General features: G+C 63.2%; 21 protein-coding genes. 10 read left to right on the forward strand and 11 right to left on the reverse strand.

The window, feature by feature from the left end:
• Window positions 1-26: 26 nt before the first annotated feature.
• The 9 genes from QXZ85_RS03965 to QXZ85_RS04005 form a co-directional block, all read right to left on the reverse strand.
• Window positions 27-608: a HyaD/HybD family hydrogenase maturation endopeptidase gene (locus QXZ85_RS03965; RefSeq protein ID WP_315744709.1), complete on the reverse strand. Its 582-nt coding sequence runs from the start codon at window positions 606-608 to the stop codon at window positions 27-29.
• Window positions 609-618: 10 nt separating this feature from the next.
• Window positions 619-1,362 (reverse strand): Ni/Fe-hydrogenase, b-type cytochrome subunit, encoded by a 744-nt coding sequence (gene cybH, locus QXZ85_RS03970; protein ID WP_316173376.1) that lies wholly within the window; start codon window positions 1,360-1,362, stop codon window positions 619-621.
• A gap of 15 nt (window positions 1,363-1,377) precedes the next feature.
• Complete coding sequence (locus tag QXZ85_RS03975; RefSeq protein ID WP_315744706.1) at window positions 1,378-3,168, reverse strand: nickel-dependent hydrogenase large subunit; 1,791 nt, start codon at window positions 3,166-3,168, stop codon at window positions 1,378-1,380.
• Between the two features lie 21 nt (window positions 3,169-3,189).
• Window positions 3,190-4,293, reverse strand: coding sequence for a hydrogenase small subunit (locus QXZ85_RS03980; RefSeq protein ID WP_316173375.1), 1,104 nt, complete (start codon window positions 4,291-4,293; stop codon window positions 3,190-3,192).
• A gap of 245 nt (window positions 4,294-4,538) precedes the next feature.
• Window positions 4,539-5,975: a nickel-dependent hydrogenase large subunit gene (locus QXZ85_RS03985; RefSeq protein WP_316173373.1), complete on the reverse strand. Its 1,437-nt coding sequence runs from the start codon at window positions 5,973-5,975 to the stop codon at window positions 4,539-4,541.
• Window positions 5,972-6,985 (reverse strand): HupU protein, encoded by a 1,014-nt coding sequence (locus QXZ85_RS03990; RefSeq protein WP_315700810.1) that lies wholly within the window; start codon window positions 6,983-6,985, stop codon window positions 5,972-5,974. Before QXZ85_RS03990 ends, QXZ85_RS03985 begins: the two co-directional genes overlap by 4 nt.
• 185 nt (window positions 6,986-7,170) lie before the next feature.
• A complete protein-coding gene (locus QXZ85_RS03995) occupies window positions 7,171-9,507 on the reverse strand; it encodes a DUF1565 domain-containing protein (protein ID WP_316173371.1) in 2,337 nt (778 codons plus the stop codon).
• Window positions 9,508-9,615: 108 nt separating this feature from the next.
• A complete protein-coding gene (locus tag QXZ85_RS04000; RefSeq protein WP_410052713.1) occupies window positions 9,616-10,650 on the reverse strand; it encodes a HoxN/HupN/NixA family nickel/cobalt transporter in 1,035 nt (344 codons plus the stop codon).
• A gap of 453 nt (window positions 10,651-11,103) precedes the next feature.
• Window positions 11,104-11,307 carry a hypothetical protein gene (locus tag QXZ85_RS04005; protein ID WP_315700813.1) on the reverse strand — a complete coding sequence of 68 codons (204 nt, stop codon included), beginning with the start codon at window positions 11,305-11,307 and terminating at the stop codon, window positions 11,104-11,106.
• 272 nt (window positions 11,308-11,579) lie between these two features.
• Between QXZ85_RS04005 and QXZ85_RS04010 the strand changes: the two genes are divergently transcribed.
• Window positions 11,580-12,266, forward strand: a complete 687-nt coding sequence (locus QXZ85_RS04010) for a Crp/Fnr family transcriptional regulator (RefSeq protein ID WP_315700814.1) — start codon at window positions 11,580-11,582, stop codon at window positions 12,264-12,266.
• 848 nt (window positions 12,267-13,114) lie between these two features.
• Entirely contained in the window at window positions 13,115-13,669 is a 555-nt protein-coding gene (locus QXZ85_RS04015) for a DUF4142 domain-containing protein (protein WP_315728463.1), read from the forward strand.
• 557 nt (window positions 13,670-14,226) lie between these two features.
• On the opposite strand, the gene QXZ85_RS04020 is transcribed toward QXZ85_RS04015, so the two are convergent.
• Complete coding sequence (locus tag QXZ85_RS04020; protein WP_315700816.1) at window positions 14,227-14,505, reverse strand: hypothetical protein; 279 nt, start codon at window positions 14,503-14,505, stop codon at window positions 14,227-14,229.
• Between the two features lie 513 nt (window positions 14,506-15,018).
• Here QXZ85_RS04020 and QXZ85_RS04025 point away from each other — a divergent pair.
• From QXZ85_RS04025 to nadC, 5 genes are all read left to right on the forward strand, one after another.
• Window positions 15,019-15,438 (forward strand): NUDIX hydrolase, encoded by a 420-nt coding sequence (locus QXZ85_RS04025; protein WP_315700817.1) that lies wholly within the window; start codon window positions 15,019-15,021, stop codon window positions 15,436-15,438.
• Between the two features lie 326 nt (window positions 15,439-15,764).
• Window positions 15,765-16,715 carry an NrtR DNA-binding winged helix domain-containing protein gene (locus QXZ85_RS04030; RefSeq protein WP_315728466.1) on the forward strand — a complete coding sequence of 317 codons (951 nt, stop codon included), beginning with the start codon at window positions 15,765-15,767 and terminating at the stop codon, window positions 16,713-16,715.
• A gap of 54 nt (window positions 16,716-16,769) precedes the next feature.
• Window positions 16,770-17,756, forward strand: coding sequence for a quinolinate synthase NadA (nadA, locus tag QXZ85_RS04035; RefSeq protein ID WP_315728468.1), 987 nt, complete (start codon window positions 16,770-16,772; stop codon window positions 17,754-17,756).
• A complete protein-coding gene (locus tag QXZ85_RS04040) occupies window positions 17,753-19,294 on the forward strand; it encodes an L-aspartate oxidase (protein WP_315700820.1) in 1,542 nt (513 codons plus the stop codon). The genes nadA and QXZ85_RS04040 overlap by 4 nt, the downstream gene beginning before the upstream one ends.
• On the forward strand, window positions 19,291-20,139 hold the full coding sequence (nadC, locus tag QXZ85_RS04045) for a carboxylating nicotinate-nucleotide diphosphorylase (RefSeq protein ID WP_315700821.1): 849 nt from the start codon (window positions 19,291-19,293) through the stop codon (window positions 20,137-20,139). The genes QXZ85_RS04040 and nadC overlap by 4 nt, the downstream gene beginning before the upstream one ends.
• Before the next feature lie 66 nt (window positions 20,140-20,205).
• Here the strand turns inward: nadC and QXZ85_RS04050 are convergent, their stop codons facing one another.
• Window positions 20,206-20,796 (reverse strand): AraC family transcriptional regulator, encoded by a 591-nt coding sequence (locus QXZ85_RS04050; protein WP_315700822.1) that lies wholly within the window; start codon window positions 20,794-20,796, stop codon window positions 20,206-20,208.
• Between the two features lie 1,174 nt (window positions 20,797-21,970).
• Here QXZ85_RS04050 and QXZ85_RS04055 point away from each other — a divergent pair.
• From QXZ85_RS04055 to QXZ85_RS04065, 3 genes are all read left to right on the forward strand, one after another.
• Window positions 21,971-23,662, forward strand: coding sequence for a PQQ-dependent methanol/ethanol family dehydrogenase (locus QXZ85_RS04055; RefSeq protein WP_315762657.1), 1,692 nt, complete (start codon window positions 21,971-21,973; stop codon window positions 23,660-23,662).
• Window positions 23,663-23,815: 153 nt separating this feature from the next.
• Window positions 23,816-25,027, forward strand: a complete 1,212-nt coding sequence (locus tag QXZ85_RS04060) for a c-type cytochrome (protein ID WP_315767318.1) — start codon at window positions 23,816-23,818, stop codon at window positions 25,025-25,027.
• A 57-nt stretch (window positions 25,028-25,084) separates the two neighbouring features.
• Window positions 25,085-25,774, forward strand: coding sequence for a response regulator transcription factor (locus QXZ85_RS04065; protein ID WP_315700825.1), 690 nt, complete (start codon window positions 25,085-25,087; stop codon window positions 25,772-25,774).
• Window positions 25,775-25,887 lie beyond the last annotated feature (113 nt).

Genomic DNA, 25,887 nt, shown 5'->3' on the forward strand with positions numbered 1-25,887 from the left:
CGCCATGTTCTCCAACGGCGAGCGGCTCAAGCCGAGCGCGCCCGCATCTCGTAATTCTGATGGTCGATATCGTTCGCGAGCAGCCGCTCGGCCGCCGCAAGCGGCTCAGTGCGCGCGACCGCCGGCGCGCCCCACTGCGCCAGCAACTCGCAGGCGAGCCGGATCGCCGGCTCGATCTGCGCCCGCACCGGCTCCGTCAGCGGCCCGCCCCAATCTTCCAGGTCGAGCGGCTGGCAGCCGATCAAGGCCAGACGCTTCGGATAGCGGCCGAGCAGGTCGGCCGCGCTCAGGACCTCCTGAAATCCGGTCTGATGCAAGCTCATCTTCTTGGCACCGGTGAAGCGCGGCACCTCGTCGTCGCGGACCAGCTTCAGTTCACCCGGCGCAAGACCGTAATCGATCGCATCGAACACGATGAGACTATCGGCCTCCTCGACATAGTTCACGAGATAGAGACCCTGGGTGCCGCCATCGAGGATGGTGACGTTGTCGGGAACGGCGTAGCGGCGGTGGAATTCCTCCACCACCCGCACGCCGAAGCCTTCATCCGCCCAGAGGATATTGCCGATCCCCAGCACCAGGATCCGCTCCTGCCTGGCCTCACTCATATCGAAGCCCTTATTTGCGGAATTGCCGCTCGCCGGAGATCATCGACGAGATGATGCTCTGGCGCGACATGATGTCTTCGCGGATCGCGGCGTAGATATGCACCGTCACGAACATGACGAGCGCCCACATGCCGAGATGGTGCCAAGTGTGGACATCCTGGCTGTTCGGCCAGATCACAAATACCCAGCCGAACAGCTTGTGCTGCCAGCTGTCGATGCCCGCGCCTTCCGAATAGAGCGCAAAGCCGGTGATGATCATGAAGGCTACGAACAGCGTGAAGCCCGTGAACATCGCGGTCTGCGCCAGCGGATTGTGGCCGACATACATTTTCGGCTCGCGCTCCAGGAACGCATACCAGCGGATCTCGTGCAGCACTTCCTTCCAGAACTGCAGACGATGCACCGGCACGTAGAAGATCTGCCGGGAGTGATGATTGCCGACGAAGGCCCACAGGATGCGGGCGAGGAAGAACACCGCCAGCACCTGCCCCGCCGCGAAATGCGTGAAGCGGATATAGCCCATCACGAAATGAGCCGAAGCCTCGCCGCCGACCGAGGGCAACGGCGTTCCGATCAAATAGCCGGTGACCATCAGCACGACGATCGCGAGAGCGTTCACCCAATGGCAGATGCGCACCGGCGCTTCATAGACATAGACAGTGGGGCGGCCGATCGCATGCTCACCGGCAGCGTCGGCCGCGATCGCGGCAAGGTTCTGTTCGGACTCCGCCGGACGTGCAACTGCATCCATCATGGCACCGCTCCCACGTTATCGCACCTTGACGGTGGCCAGCTCCTGGCCGTCCGGACTCATCACATGGGTCGAGCATGCCAGGCACGGATCGAAGGAATGGATCGTGCGGAGAATCTCCAACGGCTTCTCGGGATCCGCCATCGGCGTATCCATCAGCGATGCTTCGAAGGCGCCGATATTGCCCTTGGGATCGCGCGGCGAGCCGTTCCAGGTGGTCGGCACCACGCACTGGTAGTTGTCGATCTTGGTATCCTTGATCTTGATCCAGTGCGCGAGCGCGCCGCGCGGCGCCTCGGTGAAGCCGAAGCCCTTGGCTTCCTTCGGCCAGCTCTCCGGCTTCCACTTGTCGACATTGGCGGTCGAGGAATCGCCGGCCTTGATGCGACCCACCAGCTTGTCCTGGAAATAGCGCATCTGCCGCGCCGCCCATTGGCACTCCAGCGCGCGCGCCGCTGTGCGGCCGAGCGTCGAGAACAGCGCCGTGACCGGCAGGTTCAGATCCTTCAAGAACTTCTCGGTCGGCTCCTTAAACTCCGGCTTGCCTTGGGCATAGCCGACGATGTAGCGCGCGAGCGGCCCGACCTCGACCGCATTGCCGCGCCAACGCGGCGCCTTGATCCAGGAATATTTGCCGCCTTCGTCGAGCTCCTTGATGTCGGTCTTGGTGCCCTTGGCGTTCGGCCCGAGCTGGTAGTTGGGCTCGGTGACGCCGTCCCAGGGATGCAGGCCTTTGGTCTCGTCAGGGTATTTGTACCACGAGTGAGTCACGAACTCCTGGATCTGCTCGGGATCGGCGTGGTCGATCGGCAGCACCTCGTTGAGATTGCCATTGAGAATGACGCCACGCGGCAGCTTGAGGTTCTTGGCCGAATAGTCGTTGGCGTTTTCCGGGATGTCGCCATAGGCCATCACGCTCTTGCCCGAGAGCCCGCCGCCATAGAGCCAGTCCTTGTAGAACGAGCCGATCGCGGCGACATCCGGCAGATAGACCTGCTCGGTGAACTCGATGCAGCGGTCGATGATGGAGGAGACGAGGTTCAGCCGCTCCATGTTGATGGCGCCGACCGCGCCGGTGCCGTCGACATTGATCGCGCAGGGCACGCCGCCGACCAGCCAGTTCGGATGCGGATTCTTGCCGCCATAGACGGTGTGGACCTTGACGATCTCCTTCTGGAAGTCGAGCGCTTCCAGATAATGCGCCACCGCCATCAGGTTGGCTTCGGGCGGCAGCTTGTAGGCCGCATGGCCCCAATAGGCATTCTTGAACGGACCCAGCTGACCGGACTCGACGAACTTGGTCAGGCGGATCTGCAGGTCCTTGAAATAGCCGGGCGAAGACAGCGGCCAATCGGAAATCGACTGCGCCAGCGCCGAGGTCGCCTTCGGGTCCGCCTTCAGCGCGGAGACCACGTCGACCCAGTCGAGCGCATGCAGATGATAGAAATGCACGAGGTGGTCATGCACCTGCAGGCAGAGCTGCATGATGTTGCGGATCGAGTTGGCGTTCTCGGGGATCGAGATGCCGAGCGCGTTCTCGACCGCGCGCACCGAAGTCAGCGCATGGGTTCCGGTGCAGACGCCGCAGATCCGCTCGGTGAAGGCCCAGGCGTCGCGCGGATCGCGGTTGCGCAGGATGGTCTCGATGCCGCGCCACATCGTGCCGGTCGAAACCGCGTTGCGGATCACGTTGTCGGAGTCGACGTTGACCTCGACGCGGAGATGTCCCTCGATCCGGGTCAAGGGATCGACAACGATCCGCTTGCCGGAATTGTCGAGATTGAACCCATTGGGTGTCTGAATGCCCATCGTTACCTACCCTGAAGAGAATTAGTTGTCCTGGCCGGCGTTTTCTTTGGTGTCCTCGCGCTTGCCCGCGAGCCGCTTCACCGCTGTGGCCGCCGCATGCGCGGCAACCGCAACGCCAACCGCGCCGGCCGCAACCATGCCGACCTGGTCCGCATTGTGCTCGATGCCGAACTGATTGATCGTGGTCAGGCGATCGTAGAACGAGCCCTTGTCCCAGAAACCGTCCTCCGAGCAGCCGATGCAGCCATGGCCGGATTGGATCGGGAACGAAACGCCGCCGTTCCAGCGTACCGTCGAACAGGCGTTGTAGGTGGTCGGGCCCTTGCAGCCCATCTTGTAGAGACAGAAGCCCTTGCGAGCGTTCTCGTCGTCCCATTCCTCAACGAACTGGCCGGCATCGAAATGCGGTCGGCGGTAGCACTTGTCGTGGATGCGCTGCGAATAGAACATCTTCGGCCGCCCTTGGCGGTCGAGCTCGGGCAGCTTGCCGAAGGTCGTGATGAACGTGATGACGCCGGTCATCACTTCCGCAATCGGCGGACAGCCCGGCACCTTGATGATCGGCTTGTTGGTGATGACCTTATCGATCGGGGTGGCTTGGGTGGGATTGGGTTTTGCGGCCTGCACGCAGCCCCACGAGGCGCAGGCGCCCCAGGCGATGATGGCCATGGCATCTTCCGCCATCATCTTCAGCTTCTCGACGAACGGCTTGCCGCCGTCGATGCAGAACATGCCACCTTCGTTGAGCGGCGGGTTGCCTTCGACCGCGAGCACATATTGACCTTTGTACTTGGCGCGAGTCTCTTCGAGAATCTCTTCGGCCTGATGGCCGGCGGCCGCCATGATCGTGTCGTCATAGTCGAGCGAGATCATCGACAGCACGGCATCCTTCACCAGCGGATGCGCGGAACGGATGAAGCTCTCCGAGCAGCAGGTGCATTCGAGCCCATGCATCCAGATCACGGGGATGCGCGGCTTGGTTTCCAGCGCGTTCGCAATGCGGCTTGCCGCGAGCGGGCCGAGTCCAAGGCTCGTTGCCGTCAGACTGCAGAACTTATGAAAGCTGCGTCGCGTAATGCCCTGACGCCTGATCACGCTGTAAAAGGTTTCCATTGCCGCGCCCATGAGCCCTCCCTGGAATAATCGCGTTGGCGACCGAAACTGGTCGCGATCGTTCGAAGGCGGACAGCAAGAAGCAGGCCAGGATTGGCTGCTATTTAAAATCAGAATGATTCCAAGCAGTTGAAAACGTGCTGCAGTTTCGGGCGTGAGCGTATGGGCGCGAGATCAAGAGAAAGCGGAAACAACGGACTTTACAGTCGATAACGAAGTTTCCGGCGCCCTGATCGACGCCTCGCGATGCAGCAACGTCAATGCGCGGTGCACACCATGCAGGGATCGAACGAGCGCACCACGTGCTGAATCGTCACGGCGCGCGCACCGGCCGCGCCGACTTCCGTCCCGACCAGCGCCTGCTCGAGCGGTCCGGCCACACCATCCGCATCGCGCGGCGAGAAGTTCCAGCTAGTCGGCGCGATGATCTGATAGCGCGCGATCTGACCGTCGCGGACCGCAAGCCAGTGGCCAAGACTGCCACGCGCCGCTTCGACCAGACCGGTACAGCAACCATCCGGGATCTCGCGGGCGCTGACGCAGAATGGCTCGTTGAGGCGCAGCGCCTTGATCCAAGTCTCGATCGCGATCGCCAGACGCGCCGTCTCAATCAGGCGTGCAACGACACGGTTGCGGACATTGCTGCCGCTCTCGGCGACCAGCGCTGCGATCAGCGTTTGACCATCGACGGCCTGTCGCGCCAGCGCACCGACCTCGACTGGCTGGCCGGCAAGCCGCGGCGCCTTGCACCAGCTATAGGCGTCCGGCCTGTCGGCATCAGGCACGCTCGAGCTCTCCGCCGGATCTGGCGATGTGTCGCGCATCCAAGCGTGCGAGACATCTTCGGTGATCTGATCGAGCGGCAGCGCTCCAACCAGCGCAGACGAACTGAGGACGCCCGCGCTGAAATATGTGCCCTCATGATGATAGGCACCGAAGCTCATCAGACGCCCGATGCCCTTGCCGAGATCGGCGAGCGCAAGCGCGTCGGCAATCCGCAGGAAATGCGCGAAATCGCCGCTACGGCCTGCGCGCCAGCGATCGAGTTCGCTGGGGCTGGAGATGGCCAGCACATTCTCCAGCGTGTCGGCGAACACCACGCGCTCGAGAAAGCCGCGAAACGCCGCGGCGATCGCGGTCAGCCGGATGCGCTCGCCAAGCTCGATCGCGCGTGTCGTGCCGCCCGGCTGGAAGGCCAGGCTGTGCGGCCATTTGCCGGCGATCACGCCCATGATCTCCAACAGCCGCGCGCGGGCGGGCAGCGCCTCGCGCGCCGCGCTGCCGTGCGTCGCCTTGAAGCGCTCTACTGCCGCAGCGTGCCACGCTTGCGCGGCATAGGCTTCACGCGCAAAGTCCGGCATGAAGAACACATAGAAATGCGTCAGATGATCGGCCGCATTCTCGGCTGCATGCGCAATATTGGTCGCGAGCAGGCCGTTGGGCGCCGCCTCGAGCGCCATTGCAGCCCGCAAAGCGCTTGCTGCGGCAATCGACTGCGAGACCGAGCAGATGCCGCAGATGCGCGGCGCAATCACCAGCGCGTCGAGCGGCGGACGTCCCTCCAGGATCTGTTCGAAACCGCGATAGAGCGGGGCCGTCACCTCGGCCCGCGCCACGCGCCCGTCCGCGATGTCGAGCCGAACCTCGAGGTCACCCTCGACGCGATTGAACGGACCGACCGTGATCCGGGTCATGGCGCGCGTTTGCCGCTGGTCCGGCTCGGCGGCACCACGACGTGGTCCGACGTCGCGTTCACCCGCACCCGCCGCGGAGTTGCGGATTTCGACAGCGCCGCCAGCGCCACGAACCACGCCTTCGGCATGTCGGTCGGCAGCCCCACAGGTATGCCGGCGAGCTTTGCCGTCTCCAGATAATTCTGCGCCGTCTCGAAACCCGGTGAGGTGCAGGCGATACAGGCATAGCCGCCCTTGGTGCAGGAGCCACCGCCGTTCCAAGAGCGCTGATTGCAGTCGCCGACCGCCTGCGTTGCGCGGCAGCCGAGATGCTCCATCAGGCAGCCGCGCTCCGACATCGCCTCGGCGCTCGCCTTGAACTCATAGAATTCGTTGCGGGAGCAGCCATGATGCGCCAGATGGTTGGCGATGAATTTCGGCCGGCCATATCCGTCGAGATCGGAACCTGCGAGATCACCCGTACTGAGTGCCAACAGGGTTTCCATGATCCAGCCCGGATGCGGCGCGCATCCCGCGATATTGATGACCGGCAACCCTCGCCTCGACTTGAATCCAGCGCCGAGCGCGCCGCCGCTGTCCGTGCCCTCGAACTGCAGCCCGACCGCGTCGGTCGGATTGGAGCCGGCGGCCGGAATCCCGCCATAGGCGGCGCAGCTACCGACCGCGACCACATAATCGGCCAGCGGTGCGAGCTCCGAGATCCAGTGAAAGATCGAGCGGTTGGTCCCGGCGAGCATGTTGAAGCGGCCGGTCAGGTTGGGCCCGCGCGCCACCGAACCTTCGAGCACCAGCAGATCGAGCCGTTCACGTCCGTCGCGCACGGCTTCCAAGAGGTCCAGCACTTCCTCGCCGGTCTGCTCGCTGACCGAAGGATGCCACAACAATTCGAGACCGGACTGCCGGAGTTCGTCGAACCAGCCAGAGGCGCCGCTCTCCAGGATCGACATGGTGCATCCGCCGCAGCTCGCTCCCTGCAGCCAGAGCATCCTGGCAGTCCGCTTCGCGACCATATCGAGCGTCCTTCGGCTCCACCAATGGAGCGCCGCCCACGTTTAACGCGGCTCTCGCGCGAACGCCAGCGCCGCTGGCGAAACACTGAGGGGGACCTCCGGACCGGTCCCTGCCCGCGTCAATGCCAGGGCGGGCCACTCCCCGCAACTGCAGGAAGTGATCCGACAGGCCCCGCGGTGGCCGATTACTTCGCCGAAGACGGATTATGAATTGATCCGGCCGAATATTCGGATTGATCAATGGTTAAGGTACTGTCGTCAAGGTTGTAGATGCTTGCTCCTTGCGCCGCTCTGTTTCCGACGAACCGGCTCTGTTTGATGGAGACAACCGTTGCCTCCAATTGCGAGGCGCGGCTGAGCAGGTAGATTGCGCCGCCGTCGTGCCGCGCCCGATTTGCCTTGAACTCGGACTGATCGAACGCAACGTGCGAACCATAGTCCTCATAGGTCGCTCCGCCGTCTTGCGCGGCCCGGTTGTCCAAGAACAATGACTTCCGGTGCGCGGCCTTCGAGCCTTCGCGATCGACGACGGCGCCGCCATAGCTTGCACGATTGCGCTGGAAGGTCGTGTCGGAGATCGACAAGGTGGCCTTGCCGAAAGTATAGATCGCACCGCCCTCCAAGGCCACGTTGTCCTCAAACCGGCAGTTCTGGATCGTCATCGTGAAGCCGATCGGATTGTCGTGAGGCCGGAAGGTCTTTCCAGCGTGGTAGGCGAGCAGGCCTCCACCCTTGCCGTTGTAGGTGAAACCGGTCGCATTGCCATCGCGCACCGTCAGCCGATCCAGCACGACGTCGTCGGCACCGTAGAGCACATGCGGATAGCGATAGCCTCCCCCCGCAGCCTTCGCAGTCAGCACCGTCTGCCGCCCAGACGTGGAACGTTGCTCCAAGGTCGTTTCAGAGCCTGCAAAGCCGCCATAGAGCTTCACGCCGTCATACAGGATGAAGGCCGCGATCCGGCCATCCCGCTTGGTCGGACGGTATGTGCCTGCCTTGATCCAGACCGGAAGTTTCGAGACCGACGCCAGCTCGACTGCCGCCTGAAGATCGGTCAACGCAGTCGCCCAGGAACGTCCATCCTTCGTCTTCGCCGAAGATCGCGGGACCACATAAATGGCCGCCCCCGAAACCGCCTCGCGGCTGATGCTCGGCCGCGTATATTCGTCGCGATATTCGACCGCGCCATTGTTCTTTTCATAAAGCGCGACCAGTTTTTCGATCAGGCCGTTTTTGAGCAGGATGGAGCCGTCCCAGCCTGCGCGATAGCCGCGCCCAGATCGCGGGGCGGACTGCAGATCGTTCGGCTGCAACTCCCCTTTCAAGTTGCTGATGGCCAAGAACGCGCGAAGCGCGATGGTCTTGCCGCGCGGTGCGACTGAGCCGATTTCCGCGACCACATCCTCGTGCCAGTTATAGATGTTGTCGACCATGCTGTTGACGAGGATGGGATTGCTGTTCCTACCCGTCCCCTGATAAAGGTCCGGCCCCAACTCGCTGCTCGCTTTGTTCCCGGCAATGGTCACGTTGACGAGCAATGGCGCCGATCCGCCGTCGTTGCCGATCGCTCCGGCGGTGATCGCGGAGTTGTCCTTGAAGAGAACGTTGAACAGCAGCGGCGAGGCGGCAAAATCGTTATAGAGACCGCCGCCCTTGTCCATGCTCTTATTGCCGATGAACCGGCAGTTGACGAAGTGCGGCATGGCGCCGAGATCGTTGCTCACGCCGCCGCCACGAAGCTCGGCGACATTATCGATGAAATCGACATTGATGAATGTCGCTTGGTCCGCGCCGGGTTTGTGGACGTTGTAGACGCCGCCGCCCTTCGGAGAATAATTGTTCTTGAAGACGGCGTTTCGAACGATCGGACTCGTCATGAAGTTGCGCATGCCGCCGCCGGCGACCATGTTGCCCTTGAGAATGTCGTCGGGCACGAGGTGCATGCGGGCGGTATCCGTTGCGTAGGCATCCGAGACCGTGAAGCCGTCGAGGGTCGCTCCATCGGCGCCCACCACGACGGTTCTGCTGTTCTTGGTCTTGTCGCCTTTGCCGATGTTGCCGCTGAGTGTTGTCAGGTTCTTTCGAAAATCTCGCTCGCCCTGCGACGTCTCCTTGCCGGCGAAGCCGCCGTACAGAGCGACGCCTTGCTTCAGCACAAAGGACTTCGATACGTCGCTGACATCCGGATAGTAAGTGCCGGCCGCCACCCAGATCTCATCACCCGTCGCGGCTGCGGATAAGGCATCCTGCAAAGATGCGAATGCCGCCTTCCAGCTCCGCCCATCACCCGGCGCCGCACTGTTCTGATTGACATACCAGACCTTGTCCGACTGAGGCGCGGCCCAGGCTGTCCCGACGAGCGCGAAAACTGCCGCAAATGCCGCCACTAAAAGTGCGTGAAAATTCTGTACCGTTCTTCTCATTTCATGAATCCATAGCGGCCACGGCTTCTCATGTCGTGGCCTCGAAAGAACCGATTCGGATCGCCTTATCAATACTCGGGGCGAGCTCGAAACGATCATTGATCCTCGTCAATATGGATTCGCGGGCCTCCTCTGGGACCCGATTCGAATGGCTCGTGACGCGATGTGCAGGCGAACAATGCCCTGGGCTTGCCGAAGGCCCTGGGCTTACACTGGCTCTGCCGTGAGACAGTCGCCGGCGCCCGGCTTGTCGTCGATGCGGCAAGCCGCTACAGCGCTCGCGCGTCGGGAGATCACAACCGCTCCGATCCAAGCCATGGCAAAGAGGCCGATCGCGACGATACCGAGATTGGCCAGATACGTATTCAGAACCGCGATTGCCTCCCATGTCCCGCCGACAAGGCCCAGCCGCGGCGCGAGCAGGCTGAACACCTCGACGCTGCCGATCAGCAACGCGATCACGACCGAAGCTCCGGTGATCAGCAGGTTGTAGCGCAGCCTGCGATCGGGATCGGTCTGCGCCCAGCGGTAGGCCTCGGTCATCACCATGCTGTCGGCCGTGTCGACCGTTGCCATCGCTGCGGCGAACAGCGCCGGGAAGACGAGGACATGCACCAACGGCGCCCCGCGCGCGGCCTCGGTCGCCGACATACTCAACAGGCCGATCTCGGTTGCGGTGTCGAAGCCGAGACCGAAGACGAAACCGAGCGGGTACATATGCCAACTGCGGCTCACCATCCGCAACACGGGACCCAGCAAGCGAACCAGAAATCCGTTGGCCGGGATCGCGGGGCTAACATCCTGCGCGCTCGGCTCGGAGCGGCCGCGTGCCCGCAACTTCCGCCAAAGGCCGAACAGCACGACGAGATTGGCGACGGCGATCAGCAGCAGAAATGCCGCCGATACCGAGGTGCCGACCACGCTGCCGAACGATCGGAGCAGACTCTCGCTGTCTGCGAGGCCGATCGCCACGGCGCTCGCCAACGCCACCGTGGCCGCAACCACGACGGTGGAATGGCCGAGCGCAAAATACAGGCCCGCGGCACGGGGTGCCTGGCCGTCATGCATCAGCTTCCTGACCACGTTGTCGATCGCGGCAATGTGGTCCGCATCGACCGCATGGCGGAAGCCCAACAGCCAGGCCAGCAGGGCCGGCCCGACGATCGCGGGATTGTCCCCGTAGAGCAGAAAAGCCCAAATCCAAGCCAGCCCGTTCGCAACCGCGAGTCCGGCCACCAGCAGCGAAGCCGCGCCGCTACGGAGCCAGAAACGGGGGAGCCCCAAGCGGAGGAGCCATCGACGGGACTGCGAATGATGTTTTGGAGAAATCGTCATACTGTCGCTAAAGCAAAGCTCGCGCCAATCCGCAACTGTGCGCGTGCGGCAAAATATCGTGATGATTCAATGCCGGCCGCCCGAATGATGGCCGTCCGGGCTGGTAAGCTGCTGTCCGCCGGAGTGGAAAGCTGTTGGAGAAGCCGCGGGGGTGGTTCTGCTCGCGTGTGTCGAGACGGCTCGCTCGAACGATGCAGCGAATCGGAGGCGCTAGAGCCGGCAGTCACGGAAAGACAGCTTGGAGACGTGCAACGATCGTGCGGTGGATTGAAGGTCCCTGCAGCGAACGCTCGTAGCCCCGTCCTCGACGCGACGGCTCATTCATGGAAACCCTGCGCGAGGTGCAGCCGATAGTTCGGGCTAACGCCCGAGTGCGGATTCACCCGCTTCCCGACCCGGCACGCTCAGACGGACCGCATGGCCCTGGCGTATCGCAAGCGAGGCGGCTGCGGCGGCAGTTTCGAACGCAGCTTCCTTGGTGGCATATTCCCCTTTGATCTCGCCGTCGTGCAGCACGCCCCATTGATCCCGAACCGATACGATCGCGTATTCAGCGACAGCCATGTTCCTCTCCTCCCGCGATGGCGATGCAACGCATGCAGTAGCGCGATGTTCCAGCTACGTTCGCGCCGGCGACGTTGCGGAGTTCCGCTGTGGCAGCTGACCGCTTCTAACAAAGGTTAAAGACGAAACCGACTTACCCTGTAGCATTTGCCAGGCAGGAAATCATACGAACAGGTCAGAGTATGCAAAGTGGGTTTCCATTCACAAAATTCGCCGACCGACTCGCAAGCCTCGTAGAACTCTCTCCAGATGACCTCGATCTCCTTGCCAAGATGCCCGCCACGATCGGCCATTTCGGATCGCGCGACATCGTCGCGCGCAAGGGCGACCTGCCGTCGACCTGCTCTCTTTTGCTGCAGGGCTATCTCTGCTGGACCGCCGACGGGGAGAGTCAGCAGCAGATCACTTCGCTCCACGTCCCAGGCGATGTCCCGGACCTTCAATCCATCTCCGCTCCTCAGCTTCAATTCGATCTGACCGCATTCGGACCGGTGGTGGTCGCCTTTGTCCCCCACCGCTTTTTTCGCGAGGTGAACGAGTCGTCGGCGCGGCTGGCGCGTGCGCTGTCATTGCTGATGCTGACAGATGTCTGGTGCTTGCGGAACTGGATCTGCAACCTCGCAACGCGGGATGCATTGGCGCGCGTCGCCCATCTGCTCTGCGAGTTGACGGTGCGACTGCAAGCCGTCGGCCAGGCTCGGGACTTTCGCTTCCTGTCTCCCTTCACCCAGACCGATCTTGCGGCCGCCTGCGCCATCTCTGCAGTCCATGCCAACAGGACCATTCAGGAATTGCGGCGGCGCCGCCTGCTGCAATGGACGTCCCGAACCATCGAGATCACGGATTGGGGCGGCCTTGCCCGCTTGGCCGGATTCCAGCCGGACTATCTCGGCTTGCGCAAGCCGCCACTGCCGACAACAAAGGACTTCCTTCCGGCCATCACCGAACTGCGCGCCTGACTGCGCCGTCAAGGTCCTGATCGCGGCGATCACCGCGTCGAGCGTTCTTGCGTCGCGGCGCGCACTCGTCCGAAAACGCCCTTCCAGTCGCCGGTGGCGTCCTGATGAAACAGACGCGCGCTCGGATACCAATAAGTGTGCTCGCCCGTCGTCGGCCAGCGCCAATCGCAATCCGAATGAAGCAGGATCCAAGTGTCGATGCCAAGTGCCCCCGCCAGATGCGGCCACCATGGTATCGACCGAAATGACAAGGTCGAGCTGTCGCATCCGGCAACCAAGTTCGTTCAGATCTGGGGTACTGATGTCGATCGCCTCGATCTGCGGTGCGGCCGCCGCGGCCCTCCCCCGCTGAAGCGAGTAGAGTTGGGCGCCAGGTATCCGAAGTCCGCTGACCAACGACGGTGGCAATGCGCGCCTGGCGTCCCAGGCTCCGCCTTCCCAAACCACCCCGACGGCAAGCTGGCCGTGCTTTGGCAGGACGAAGGCCCTGACCGTGGACGACCCCTAACGCCGCAAACCCACGATCGACGCGGCGAAGCATGTATTGGGCTGGCAACCGACGATCCCGATCGAAAAGGGTATCGAGGCCACGATTGCCTATTTCACCCTGTCGCTAGCGACGCAAGATCCCAAGCCGTGCACGGCGCCGCCGCGTAAGCGACAGGTTCGGCGGCAGGGTGGCGCCGCGGCGGCCGACGTGCGGTGACGATCGGCCAAGCGGCCGAAACAGGTGACAAGCGGCAGGCTCTCCGAATTGGGAACAAACGTTCCGGGCCCCGGTTTGGTTGTGCAGGTCGCGGCCAGTGAAACTTCAGTGGACCCGCGGTGAAACCCAGAGGAACGACATCATGAAACGCTTGATGATTGTTGCGGGCTGCATGCTGCTCGCAGGCCCGGCGCTTGCTCAATCGGTCGGTGAAAAGACCGGCGTCAACTCCGCACTTGGCGTTGCGCCAGCCACCGCCGACTTCGTCAAGGAAGTCGCGATCAGCGACATGTTCGAGATCGAATCGAGCAAGCTTGGGGAGGAGAAGGGCACCGCGCAGGAGAAAACCTTCGCTCGCCAGATGGTGACCGATCACACCAAGACCAGCAGCGGGCTCAAGAGCATGGTCACCTCCGGCAAGGTCAAGGCGGAGCTGCCGACCGCGCTCGACAACTCCCATCAGAGCAAGCTCGACAAGCTCAAGGGCGAAAGCGGCAAGGACTTCAGCTCGGATTTCGCCTCGGACCAGGTCAGTGCCCATAAGGATGCGGTCTCGCTGTTCGAGCGCTATGCCAAGGGCGGCGACAACGCCGAACTGAAGGATTGGGCCGGCAAGACCCTGCCGACGCTGCGCCAGCACCTGGACATGGCGCAGGAGCTGAACAAGGCGCCGAGCGTAGGCCAGTCCAGAAAATAGACGGCCTCAACGTGATCGAAGAAAAATGCCGGCGCATTCCGCCGGCGTTTTTCTTCGTGTGAGCGAACCGCGCTGCGGTGGACCCCGGGCCGCGATTCCGCGCTGTGGCAGCGGCGCCCCGCCACCGCCACTGTATTCGCACTCGCACCAGATTTGCGCCATCTCCACTGCAGCGGACCGGCATTCGCATTTGGAGCGTGAGTTGATCGGAAGAGTTCAACACCTTGGCCGCGGCTACTCGGCTGCCCCTATCGTTTATCTCCGGCAGCGATCCCTGCCGCATCCAGGCAAACCCGCTGCAGCGATCGCTTCGTACGGCGCGGGTTGCTCCTGACCTTTCGACGGTGGGGAGGAAATGGGAGAGGCCGTGCGAATGAAGATTGCGAGTGGCCTTGCAGCGCGCGCGGCGCTGGATGACAACGCCTACAGAGAACGAAGCTCGCGCTCTTGCATTTGGCCAGGCGCTGTTCGCGCTCGGCTAGTCTGCCATGTGGGCGGTCAGAGCGGACTGGCTGATTGAAACTTCAAATGGCCGCAAGAGAACGAACTGGCGCCGTTCAGCGCCACATCGTCGGCACCACGAGTTGCACCTTCTCCGCGCCAGCGTGATCGGCGGCAACCGGAACGTCATGATTCGCGCCTGGGCCAGATGAATCGGATGGCTCACGATTCGGCTGCAGCGCGGGCGAGGCTTCGAGCCGCCGCGCGGTTTGGAAACCGCTGGCCGCAGCATGTTGATCCGAGCGCTTGTCGCTCTCGTGTGTGCCGGGATTTTCGTACGGGTCGTGCATCATCAGCTCCGTACCCAGGCTTCGCAAGTTAATCCGGATCGGCAAGCCGCAATATCAAATATGTTAAGCTCTCGGCTGCTGTCACGCTCGCGGGAAAGATGGCGTGACGCAGCGGCCGATGCGCGGCCTGATGCCATGATTTTGTGGCCCCCTCATGACAGGCGACACGTGTGAAGGATGCGACCGGCCGCCGCAGGTTCGCGCAGCATGCGGGTGTTTGAGCGCCTGCTCGTCGCACATCGCGGGCTGCGTCGCAAGGGAGTACCGACACCATCGGGCACCGTTTGCTTGTCCGGCACGAATCAGAGCAACCTCTGTTCAGCTCGACGCTGCGGCGGCCTCGCGGCTGAAACGCCCGGCCTTGCGCCTGACCTTCCGGATGCTCACGGTCGGACTTGAAGACTGTCGGAATCGGATTTCCGTACTTGGACTTTTGAATTTGCCCCCCGGACTTGGACCGGGTTGCCTTTTCCGAGTGTTATTGCGTATGAGGTCCGGAAGGCCTGGACCAGGAAACCAAGGGATCGCGCGCTGGTTCAGCTCAAAACGGGGGTCTTGATGAAGAACAAGCAAGTGGCCGCCTTGCCGTTCCGGATCGAGGACATGGAGCTCAGCATCCTCCTGATCACGACTCGCGGGAAACGGCGCTGGTCCGTGCCAAAAGGCTGGCCCATCGCGCGCAAGCGTCCGCACCGGACCGCTGCGGTCGAAGCCTATGAGGAGGCCGGCCTGCGCGGCAAGATCAGCCGCAGGGCGGTCGGGCAGTTCAAGCATCGCAAGCGCAAGGGCAAGCGAAAGATCACCTGCGAGGTCCAACTGTTTCCGCTCGAGGTGAGGAAGCAGCACACGCGCTGGCCCGAGCGCGGGCAACGCAAGGTGATCTGGCTTCCGGCAGCCAAGGCCGCGCGCCGTATCCGCCAAGCAAAGCTGCGGGAGCTGATCGAGAGCTTCGCGCGCAAGCAGACGAAGCGGCACTGATTCGCTGCTGAGTAAAGCCCTCACCCGCGCCTCCTGGAAGCACCGGTCGCGAGCCGCCCGGCAACCTGCGCAGGTCGGCGGTGTGACGAAGAGCACAAAGACGCGCGGAGTCGCTTGCGCATCTCGCTCTCGACCGCAACGGCGGCCCGCTCGATGCCTTCGGCGGATTCGACCTCGGTTGACGCTTTGGCAATTTCGAGAACGGATCGCGCGGGCTCCGGCCCGGCGGCCGCAGCTTGCCAGACCGCTTGGCGAGACATGTGGCTCCTGCTACTTCGACGGTACGACTTCGGAATCGGAGCACGCGTCAACGGATCGGACAGAAGGTGGGTAAGGGGCCGCAGAAGACCGTCACGGCTTTGGATGCGATCACCGCGGACCTGGTGGCCGTGCTGGTCGCGGTGACCGAGGGAAATCCCAAGATCATGACGATCGCGAACGCCGGCGCGTTGCCGAGCGGTCCGTTTCAGTTCGCGCATCGCTCGCTGCAGATGGGCCTGCGCGCCTGGGTCGAAGCCCAGACCGGCCATCCGCTCGGCTACGTCGAGCAACTCTATACTTTCGCCGATCGCGGCCGCTCCGGAGACCCCGAAGCGCCGCATCGCATTTCGATCAGCTATCTCGGTCTCACCCGCGAGGAACTGATCCGCGAGGGGTCCGAGGCGCGATGGTCGTCCTGGTACGACTATTTCCCTTGGGAGGACCATCGCGCCGGACCGCCCGCGCTGATCGCAAAGACCATCGCGCCGAAGCTGCGTGGCTGGGCCAAAGCCGAGGCCAATCCGGGGCTTCAGAAGGAGCGATGGCGCCGCGCTGCCATCACCTTCGGCCTTGACGGCCGCGACTGGAATGAAGAGCTGGCGCTGCAGCGTTATGAGTTGCTCTACGAAACTTCGCTGATCGCCGAGGCCGTGCGCGACAAGGGGCACGGCGAGCCGGCGGTGCCCGGCCGCGCCATGACCGCCGACCACCGCCGCATCCTCGCCACCGGCATCGCCCGTCTCCGCGCCAAGATCAAATATCGCCCCGTGGTGTTCGAGCTGATGCCGGCGGAGTTCACCCTGCTGCAGCTGCAACGCAGCGTTGAGGCGCTCGCAGGGCGGCTGGTTCACAAGCAGAATTTCCGCCGCCTCATCGAGCAGCAGGAACTCGTTGAAGAGACTGGCGCAATTGCCGCGGACACGATCGGCCGTCCGGCCAAGCTGTTTCGCTTCCGCCAGGGTGTGCTCGCCGAACGGGCCGTGATCGGAACCAAGCTCCCGCTGTCCCGCTCTTGACTTCGGTTATGCTCAGGATAAGTATAAGCTATGTTATGCTCATGGAGAGTATAAATGGCCTCACTTCGATCGGATGCGCTTGCGCGCACTGCGCCGCTTTATGACCGTGTCAAACGCGTGATCCCGCCGCCCGAATGGGCGACCTTCGCCGAGGATGTCGAGGCCATCCTCGAACTGAAGCGCAAGCGCAACGCGGTGGTGCTCGCGCACAATTACCAGACGCCGGAGATTTTCCACGGCGTGGCCGATATCGTCGGCGACAGCCTGTTGCTCGCGCGTGAGGCGACCAAGGTCGACGCCGACATCATCGTGCTCGCGGGCGTGCACTTCATGGCCGAGACAGCCAAGCTGCTCAATCCCGAGAAGACGGTGCTGATCCCCGACCTCGAAGCCGGCTGTTCGCTGGCGGATTCCATCACCGCGCAGGACGTGCGGCTGATGCGCGAGCACTATCCGGATGCGCCCGTCGTCGCCTACGTCAACACCTCGACCGCGGTGAAGGCGGAATCCGATATCTGCTGCACATCCGGCAATGCGCTCGCCGTCGTCGAGTCGCTCGGCACCGAGCACGTCATCATGCTGCCGGACGAATATCTCGCTCGCAACGTCGCCACGCAGACCAAGGTGAAGATCACGGCGTGGAAGGGTCACTGCGAGGTTCATGAGCGGTTCAGCGCCGACGACGTCCGTGCGCTTCGCGAGAGCCATCCCGGCATCACGGTCCTGGCGCATCCGGAGTGTCCACCGGAGGTGGTGGATGTGGCTGACTTCTCGGGTTCAACGGCCGCGATGTCGAACTTCGTCGGCAGAGAGCGGCCTTCGCGCGTGGTGCTGCTGACTGAATGCTCGATGAGCGACAATGTCGCCGTGCTGCATCCCGACATCGAATTCATCCGGCCGTGCAATCTATGCCCGCACATGAAGCGGATCACGCTGAAGAACATCCGCCACGCGCTCGAAGCCAATGCGCATGAGGTCACCATCGATCCGGGAATGGCCGATCGCGCCCGGCGTTCGGTGGAAAGGATGCTGGCGATATGAGCATCGACATTTCAGGACTGACCGGGCAGCCCGTGATCATCGGCGGAGGTGCCGCCGGCCTGATGACCGCGTTGCAGCTCGCCCCCGAGCCCGTCGTGCTCCTCTCGAAGTCGCCGCTCGGGGCCGAGGCCTCGAGCATGTGGGCGCAAGGCGGTCTCGCCGCAGCGGTGGGTAAGGACGATTCCCCTGCCCTGCATCTGCAGGACACGATCGCCGCGGGTGCTGGGCTGTGCGACGAGGCGGCCGCGGCCCGCATCGTGAGGGAGGCGCCGGCCGCGGCCGATCGCCTGGCGCAGCTCGGAGTCGCGTTCGATCGTGGGGCTGACGAGGGTAGCTGGCGATTGGGCCTTGAAGCCGCGCACAGCCGTAAGCGGATCGTGCACGCGACCGGCGACGGTACCGGCCGCGAAATCATGCGCGCGCTGATCGCCACCGCGCGCCGCTGCCCGTCGATCACGCTGCTGGAGAGATTCGAGGCGCGCAGGCTGATCGTCGAGGACAACGCGATCCGGGGCGTAATCGCCGCTGGTCCTGACGGCCCGGTGATCCTCGCCACCGCGCGCGTGGTCATCGCGACAGGCGGCATCGGTGGCCTGTTCCTCGACAGCACCAATCCAGCCGGCTGCTTCGGCCAGGGTCTCGCGCTTGCTGCCCGTGCCGGCGCTGCACTGTCCGACCTCGAATTCGTACAGTTTCACCCCACCGCTTTTGACGGGCCATCGCGGCCGATGCCGCTTTTGACCGAAGCGATCCGCGGCGATGGCGCGATCCTGATCGACGAAACGGGATCGCGCTTCATGGAGGACGAGCTTGCGCCACGCGACGTCGTGGCGCGAGCAGTCTGGCGCCATCGCGCGCAAGGACATCGCGTGTTCCTCGATACGCGCATGAAGCCAGGCAAGGATTTTGCTGCACGCTACCCTGTAATCAGCAGCTTCTGCCGAATGGCGGGCATCGACCCGGCCGCCGATCCGATCCCGGTGCGGCCCGCTGTGCACTACCACATGGGCGGCATCGCCGTTGACCATGTGGGCCGCAGCTCGGTCGAGGGCCTTTGGGCTTGCGGCGAAGCGAGCCGCACCGGGCTGCACGGCGCCAACCGGCTCGCGAGCAACTCGCTGATGGAAGCGATCGTCTGCGCGCAATGGGTTGCCGAGAGCGTCGCCGGAGCGCCCGGCCGCACTGGCAAGTCGAGTGGAGCGGTCGCGCTTCCGCCCACATCGGACCCGTCCGCGGTTCGGCCGCTGCTGTCAAAAGCGCTCGGCGTCCTGCGTGATCGCCAATCAATGGCAGACGCGCTTCGTAATCTCCTCCCGACGGCGAAAGGCTCCAGCGCCGCGGCCGATCCCGCCCTGGTCGGGCTGATGATCGCGGTCGCGGCCTACAATCGCCAAGAGAGTCGCGGCGCACATTTTCGCAACGATTTTCCCGAGCCGCTGCCAGCTGCGGAATCGTCCCCCCTCACGCTTTCACAAGCGCTCGGCGCTGCACGCGACATCGCCGAGGCCGAGCGCCCGCTCAGGAGCGTCCTGCCATGACTCTCGCCCCGCTCTCACCCTTGCTTTACGAACCGCTGGTGCGCACAGCTCTGCTGGAGGATCTCGGGCGCGCCGGCGACATCACCACGGACGCGATCGTCCCTGTCGAGCAGCGCGGTTCGCTCGCACTCAGGGCGCGTCAGAACGGGGTCATTGCCGGCCTCGAGGTGGCGCGCTGCGCGTTTCAAATGATCTCACCGGCCGTCCGGATGGAGGTGGAGCGCCCCGACGGAAGCGCAGTTGCGCCCGGCGAGACGATCGCGACCATCGATGGTCCAGCGCGTGCGCTCCTGACCGGCGAGCGCACCGCGCTCAACTTCCTCTGCCGTTTGAGCGGGGTCGCGACTGCGACCGCCTCCCTTGTGGCGGCCGTGAAGGATACGCGAGCGCAGATCGTCTGCACCCGCAAGACCACGCCAGGCTTACGCGCCCTGGAAAAATACGCGGTGCGCGCCGGTGGCGGCAGCAATCATCGCTTTGGGCTCGACGATGCCGTCCTGATCAAGGACAATCACATCGCGCTTGCCGGTGGCATCCGCGCCGCCATCGCGCGCGCAAAGGCCCATGTCGGCCATCTCGTCAAGATCGAGGTCGAGGTCGACAATCTGGCACAACTCGAGGAGGCGCTGGCACTCGGCATCGATGCGGTGCTGCTCGACAACATGACGGTCGAGGATCTCAAGCACGCGGTTGCCATGGCGCACGGCACGGTGATCACCGAAGCCTCAGGGCGTATCACTGCGGCCACGGCGCCCGCGATCGCCGCAACCGGCGTCGACCTGATCTCGGCCGGCTGGATCACGCATTCCGCCGCCGCGCTGGATATCGGGCTGGACCACCTTTGAGACGGGAGCGGCTATTCCGCGCGTCGAGATGATCACCAAGCGACCGGTGGAAGATTCTGTTTTGTTCTAATTGAGTTGATGACGGTAACTGCTCGGCCTCTGCCCAGCAAGCCGGTGAAAGGCTGTCGTGAAGGTGCTGGTTTCGCTGAAACCGAGCGCCATCGCAATCGCGGTGATCGACATGTCGCGGTTCGCCAACAGCAGTTTCGCCCGTTCGATGCGGCGAACCGCGTGATATCGATGTGGCGGAATGCCGAATGACCTCTTGAACGAGCGACAGAAATGATACGGACTTAGCTGCGCCAGCTCAGCCAAGGTTGCGAGCCCGATGTCCTCAGCCAGATGCTCCTCGATGTACTCGGTCACGCGCCGCTGCTGCCATCCCGCCAACCCGCCTCTGTCGAAAGGTCCTCCGCCCCGGCGGGCATTGCCGTTGAAGCGAACGAGTTCGTGCGCGAGCAGGATCGAAAGCGCCTCGCCATATTGTCGGTGCATCAGGCCGGGTCTTTCGATCTGAAACTTGAATTTGATAGCAGTCTCCCAGAGGTCCCGATCATGGAAGAACAAACGGGGTCTGAACTCGATCTCGCTGAAGCGTAGCGCAGGATCGGCAAGAGATCCGTCCGGATCGATGTAGAAGCACGCGATACGGGTCAATGCACGCGGCTGCTGCGAGCCCCGGAAGTCGTGTCCGGCAGGAACAAAGGTCAATTTTCGAGTGAAAATGCGTTGGGTCGAGCGAGGCAGACCTTCGACGAAAGTCTCTCCGCCATCTCGCTCCGCAAGCTCTGCCGCGATCAGGAGATGGCAAGGCGCCCGAAACCGATACTCAAACGGCGATAGCTTCAGCGCTTGAACAGTCTCGACTCTCACGCCAGGCCAACTTCCGAATTCTCGCTGGACCGTCTCCGACGAGCGTCACCGACCACCGCGGCGGTACCGGCGCCGATAAACACGAATGCGAAGGTGCCGACGAACTCGGCCAGAAGTTTGGGTGCAAGTCGAATTGGCATCAGTTCCTCCGGAATAATGAGATACGAGCTGCGCGTCATCGGTCGGCACTGGCCGCACGCCGAATTGCAGAGAAGGACAAGCGATCACGATCGGTTCTCCCGTCGCACTCGGTAAGTACGCAATCCTGTCGCGGGGACTTTGGCCGCATTGCTGCGAGTTGCCCCGGCTTGCGTTAACAGCAATAGCTCGCCATGCGGCGGCAAGGGTCGAAAGTGATCGCACAGCAGAATCGAGACAAGCCAGCGAAGCCAAGCTTCGGCTCATCACGCGTGCGGGCATACTCCGGCCCCGGTCGATATGGCGGGCATCAAGCACCAGGCGAGAGCGGCGGACGCGGGATCTTCCGCCGCGCGACACCCCCTCGACAGGCCTCCAGACCAAATGCCGCGACGAGACTCTCGAAGCGCCTGCGAATCGCCAGCAGGGGGCTGCCGGCAGCAACAAATGCGCGCGCGATCTCGTGCATGCCCGGCTCGAACTCTGCGATCTTAAGCGCTTCCAAGGGGAAGGGCTGAGCTCCAACTCCAACCGGCCGGAGCCTACAATCGAGGTCTGCCGACGGATCGGATGAGCCTCGGCGCGCAGCTCTGGACATCAAAAATCCCGGCAAGCCCCGGAAACAGCGCGTGAATCGGCGTTCAACGCCCGCGCGTCGGCCTACTACCTTCCGCCTATGAGAGCCCGGAAGAGGTGGTGGTGTAATTCACCCCGATGTTTGCAGCACGACTGCACATCGGGGCTCGGCGCGGCGCGCGCTACGCGACCACAACAAAGACAAACGCGGAGGGAACTGATGAATTTCACGAACAGGAGATTCTTGGCTGGCATCTTGGTCGTCGGCCTGCTTGTGACCGGCACCGCAGGTGTCCGCGCCAATGATTCGGCGCTGAAGGCCGCCAGCGAGCCCGGGGCCTGGGCAATGGCGGGTCATGATTACAGCAACACCCGGTTCAGCCCGCTCAAGGAGATCAACACCGGGAACGCAAGCAAGCTGTCACTGGTCTATTCGTTTTCGCTCGCCTCGCTGCGCTCGAACGAAGCCTCGCCGATCGTGATCGGCAACACGCTCTATGTATCAACCTCCTGGGGCCCGAAATACGTCTATGCGCTCGACGCCGCCACCGGCGCGCGCAAATGGACCTATGAGCCGGACATTCCGGATGACGTGCTGCAATACGCCTGCTGCGACGTCAACAACCGCGGCATCTCCTACGCCGACGGCAAGCTGTTCGTCGGACGGCTCGACGGCAAGCTGACCGCGCTCGATGCCGCAACCGGCAAGGAACTCTGGACGTCGAAGGTGGTCGACTACAAGCAGGGTTCGGTCATCACATCACCGCCGCTGGTCGTGCGCGACAAGGTCATCACCGGCTTCGGCGGCGGCGAGTATGGCGTGCGCGGGTCGCTGCAGGCCTTCGACATCAACTCCGGCAAGGCGCTGTGGCAGACCTACACCGTCCCTGCTCCCGGCGAGCCCGGCAGCGAGACCTGGAAAGGCGACACCAGCCTGCACGGCGGCGGGGCGGCGTGGCTGGTCGGCTCCTATGATCCGAAGAGCGACACGGTCTATTGGGGCACCAGCAATCCCGGTCCCTGGAACACCGCCGTGCGCTCGACCGGCAATGGTGATTTCGGCAAGCTGACCAATCTGTATACCGCGTCCACGCTGGCGCTCGATCCGAACACCGGCAAGATCAAGTGGCACATCCAGACCACCCCTGCCGACGCCTGGGATTATGACGGCGTCAACGAGGCCATCCTTGCCGACCTGAAGATCGGCGGCGCGTCGGTTCCGACCCTGATGAAGGCCGACCGCAACGGCTTCTTCTTCGTGGCAAACCGCGAAACCGGCAAGGTGATCTCGGCCGAGAAATACGTCTTCGCCAACTGGGCGCAGAAATGGGACATTTCGACCTTGCGCGCGGTCGAGGACCCGGACAAGCGGCCGGGCCCAGGACATCCCGTCAAGGACGTTTGTCCGAACCTGATCGGCGGCAAGAACTGGCAGCCGATGTCGTACAATCCGCAGACCGGCCTGGTCTATATCCCGGCCAACAATGTCTGCATGGACTGGGCGGTCAGCGACGTCTCGTACAAGCGCGGCGTGTTCTATCTCGGTGCTGAATTCCCTACCAAGGAAGGTCCGGGCGGCTTCCTCGGTCAGCTCATCGCCTGGGATCCCGTGAACAACAAAAAGGTCTGGTCCATCCAGGAAGACCTTCCCTTCAACGGAGGCACACTCAGCACCGCAGGCGGCTTGGTCTTCTCCGGCAATCTGCACGGTGATTTCCGCGCCATCGATGCCAAATCCGGAAAGATCCTGTGGAAGCGCAATCTCGGCTCCGGCATTGGCGCCGGTCCGGTGACCTACTCGGTCGACGGCAAGCAGTACGTCGCCGTCGTTGTCGGACGCACCGCGTCGATCCCGGCGTTCCTGGGCGAGATCGGCAAAAAGATAACGAACGCGGCTCCCGAGGGCGGCGCGTTGTTCGTCTTCGCGGTCCAATAACCGCGGCGGCCACGACAGAAGCGCGTGTCCCTGGAACCGGGACACGCGCACCGCCCAGTCAATCCGCACGAAGCGAAAGAGCATGGCGCGGCCGCGAGGACCGAGCCGGCCCGGATAAACAACAAACAAGATGACAAGATCGAGGGATCGAGGATGCGCCTGAATCGTCGTCAAACCGGCTCGAATTGGCAGGCCGCCGCCGAATTGTCAGCACGTGCGACGTCTCTCGCCGTATTGACGGTCTCCACCCTGCTGGCATCGTCGGTCGCCGGATTGGCAAACCAGGCGGCCCCGCTGCGGCTATGCGCGGATCCGACCAATCTCCCGTTCTCGAGCGACAATCCATCGCAGCCGGGATTTTATCTCGAGGTCGGCCAGGCCCTGTCGCAGCAGCTCGGCCGCCCCGTCACTTACGACTGGTACAAATCCTATTTCGGCAAGCGAACTGTACGCGTGACGCTGCTGGGCAAACAGTGCGACGCCATGATAGGCCTACCGCTGTCGTCGGATTTCATGGGACCAACGGTGATCTTCTCGCAGAAGATTACGACCGAGACCTATGCGCTCGTCAGCCGAGGAACATTTGTGGTCAGCAGCATCGACGACCTCCGAGGCAAGCGCATCGCGGTGCAATACCAGACCACACCGCAAAATCTGCTGGCCGAGCGCGACGACATCAAGAAGATCACCGTGCTGACGCCGGACGAGGGCATGACAGCTCTCGCCCAGGGCAATGCCGACGTCGCTTTCATCTGGGCGCCGATTGCAGGCTGGCTGAACAAGACGGCCTACGAAAGTCGCTTCCGGATCCAGCCGGTCGAAGGCGCCGGCCTGTCCTGGGATGTTGCGATCGGGTTCGCCAGAACCTCCACGCAATTGCGCGATCAGATTGACGCTGCCTTGGCGCAGCTCGGACCACGAATTGCCGAATTGGCTATCAAATACGGGCTGCCGGGCGATCCGCCGATCAGACTCGGCGCTGTGCCGAGCCCGATCAAGCTGGCCACGCTTACGGGTCCTGCTCAGCTCCTCCAGGAGCCTGCCGCGGAGGCCTCGGTGATCAGGGTTTCGGAATCCAATGCGACCGATCCCAGGGCCGAGACGATGACGCTAGGCAAAGAGATCTTCAACGGGACCTGTGCACATTGTCATGGCCCTGATGCCGTGCAGGCGGAGCGCCGGATCGACTTGCGACGGCTGCGCATTCGCTACGGCGAGGACATGCGCGATAAGTTCTGGACCACCGTGCATGAAGGCCGCCCTTCCAAAGGCATGCCGGCATGGAAGGAGGTCTTTACCGACGACCAGTTCGAGAGCATCTATACGTTCCTGCTGACTGTGCAGTCGCCGGAAACGACGAATTGAAGCAGGCGGGCGCCGCCGGTCGCCCGAAGTCTGCCGACGATACGAGCGAGGTCGGGAATGACGCGCTTTCTGATCATCGACGATCATCCACTGTTTCGCGAGGCTCTCGGCAACGCCGTGCGCCTTGCGCATCCGGAGGCGGAGATCTTCGAGGCTGTCTCGATTGCCGATGCACTTCACGTCCTCGCCTCCGACCCCGGAATTGATCTGGCGCTGCTCGACCTGACGCTGCCTGACGCGGTTGGCTTCGCGGGCTTCCTGCGGCTGCGCGCAAGCCATCCGCGGCTTCCGGTCGCGATCGTGTCGAGTGACGAGGATCAGAATATCGTGCGGGAGGCGCTATCGCTTGGCGCTGCCGGCTATCTGCCGAAGTCAACCTCGAAGCGCGAACTGACGTCCTCGATTGAACGCGTGCTCAGCGGTTCGATCTCCGTTCCAAAAGACTTCTTGCCCACGGCCGAACGCGACGGCGATCGCTCCGCGCGCGCGTTGCAGGCCCGCCTTGAACAGCTGACACCACAGCAGCTCCGTGTTCTGGACTTGATCAGGCGGGGCTTCCAGAATCGCGAAATCGCCACCGAATTGCGGCTTTCGGAATCGACCATCAAGGCGCACATTACCGAAATACTGAGAAAACTCCGGCTATTCAGCCGCAACAAGGCCGTGATCGAAATCGGCAAGATCGAACTGCGCCTTCAGACAGGCCGCCCGGGATCGAGGACCGCTGTCCGCGGAAAGCAGCAGTAGTCACGCCGCGGAAACAGACCACGGACGTCGCGATGTCGATGGAGCGCGATGATCGATCTGGACAAAACAGAACCGCGGGTGTCCCGGCTTTGACAATCGTATCCGTTTGCCAC

The organism is Bradyrhizobium sp. SZCCHNGR1005, assembly GCF_032489995.1.
Lineage (GTDB): Bacteria > Pseudomonadota > Alphaproteobacteria > Rhizobiales > Xanthobacteraceae > Bradyrhizobium.

Coding starts and splice junctions, on each gene's coding strand:
- QXZ85_RS03965 (WP_315744709.1), bottom strand. CDS start 608: ATGAGTGAGGCCAGGCAGGAGCGGATCCTGGTGCTGGGGATCGGCAAT.
- cybH (WP_316173376.1), bottom strand. CDS start 1,362: ATGATGGATGCAGTTGCACGTCCGGCGGAGTCCGAACAGAACCTTGCC.
- QXZ85_RS03975 (WP_315744706.1), bottom strand. CDS start 3,168: ATGGGCATTCAGACACCCAATGGGTTCAATCTCGACAATTCCGGCAAG.
- QXZ85_RS03980 (WP_316173375.1), bottom strand. CDS start 4,293: ATGGGCGCGGCAATGGAAACCTTTTACAGCGTGATCAGGCGTCAGGGC.
- QXZ85_RS03985 (WP_316173373.1), bottom strand. CDS start 5,975: ATGACCCGGATCACGGTCGGTCCGTTCAATCGCGTCGAGGGTGACCTC.
- QXZ85_RS03990 (WP_315700810.1), bottom strand. CDS start 6,985: ATGGTCGCGAAGCGGACTGCCAGGATGCTCTGGCTGCAGGGAGCGAGC.
- QXZ85_RS03995 (WP_316173371.1), bottom strand. CDS start 9,507: ATGATCGTTTCGAGCTCGCCCCGAGTATTGATAAGGCGATCCGAATCG.
- QXZ85_RS04005 (WP_315700813.1), bottom strand. CDS start 11,307: ATGGCTGTCGCTGAATACGCGATCGTATCGGTTCGGGATCAATGGGGC.
- QXZ85_RS04010 (WP_315700814.1), top strand. CDS start 11,580: ATGCCCGCCACGATCGGCCATTTCGGATCGCGCGACATCGTCGCGCGC.
- QXZ85_RS04015 (WP_315728463.1), top strand. CDS start 13,115: ATGAAACGCTTGATGATTGTTGCGGGCTGCATGCTGCTCGCAGGCCCG.
- QXZ85_RS04025 (WP_315700817.1), top strand. CDS start 15,019: ATGAAGAACAAGCAAGTGGCCGCCTTGCCGTTCCGGATCGAGGACATG.
- nadA (WP_315728468.1), top strand. CDS start 16,770: ATGGCCTCACTTCGATCGGATGCGCTTGCGCGCACTGCGCCGCTTTAT.
- QXZ85_RS04040 (WP_315700820.1), top strand. CDS start 17,753: ATGAGCATCGACATTTCAGGACTGACCGGGCAGCCCGTGATCATCGGC.
- nadC (WP_315700821.1), top strand. CDS start 19,291: ATGACTCTCGCCCCGCTCTCACCCTTGCTTTACGAACCGCTGGTGCGC.
- QXZ85_RS04060 (WP_315767318.1), top strand. CDS start 23,816: ATGCGCCTGAATCGTCGTCAAACCGGCTCGAATTGGCAGGCCGCCGCC.
- QXZ85_RS04065 (WP_315700825.1), top strand. CDS start 25,085: ATGACGCGCTTTCTGATCATCGACGATCATCCACTGTTTCGCGAGGCT.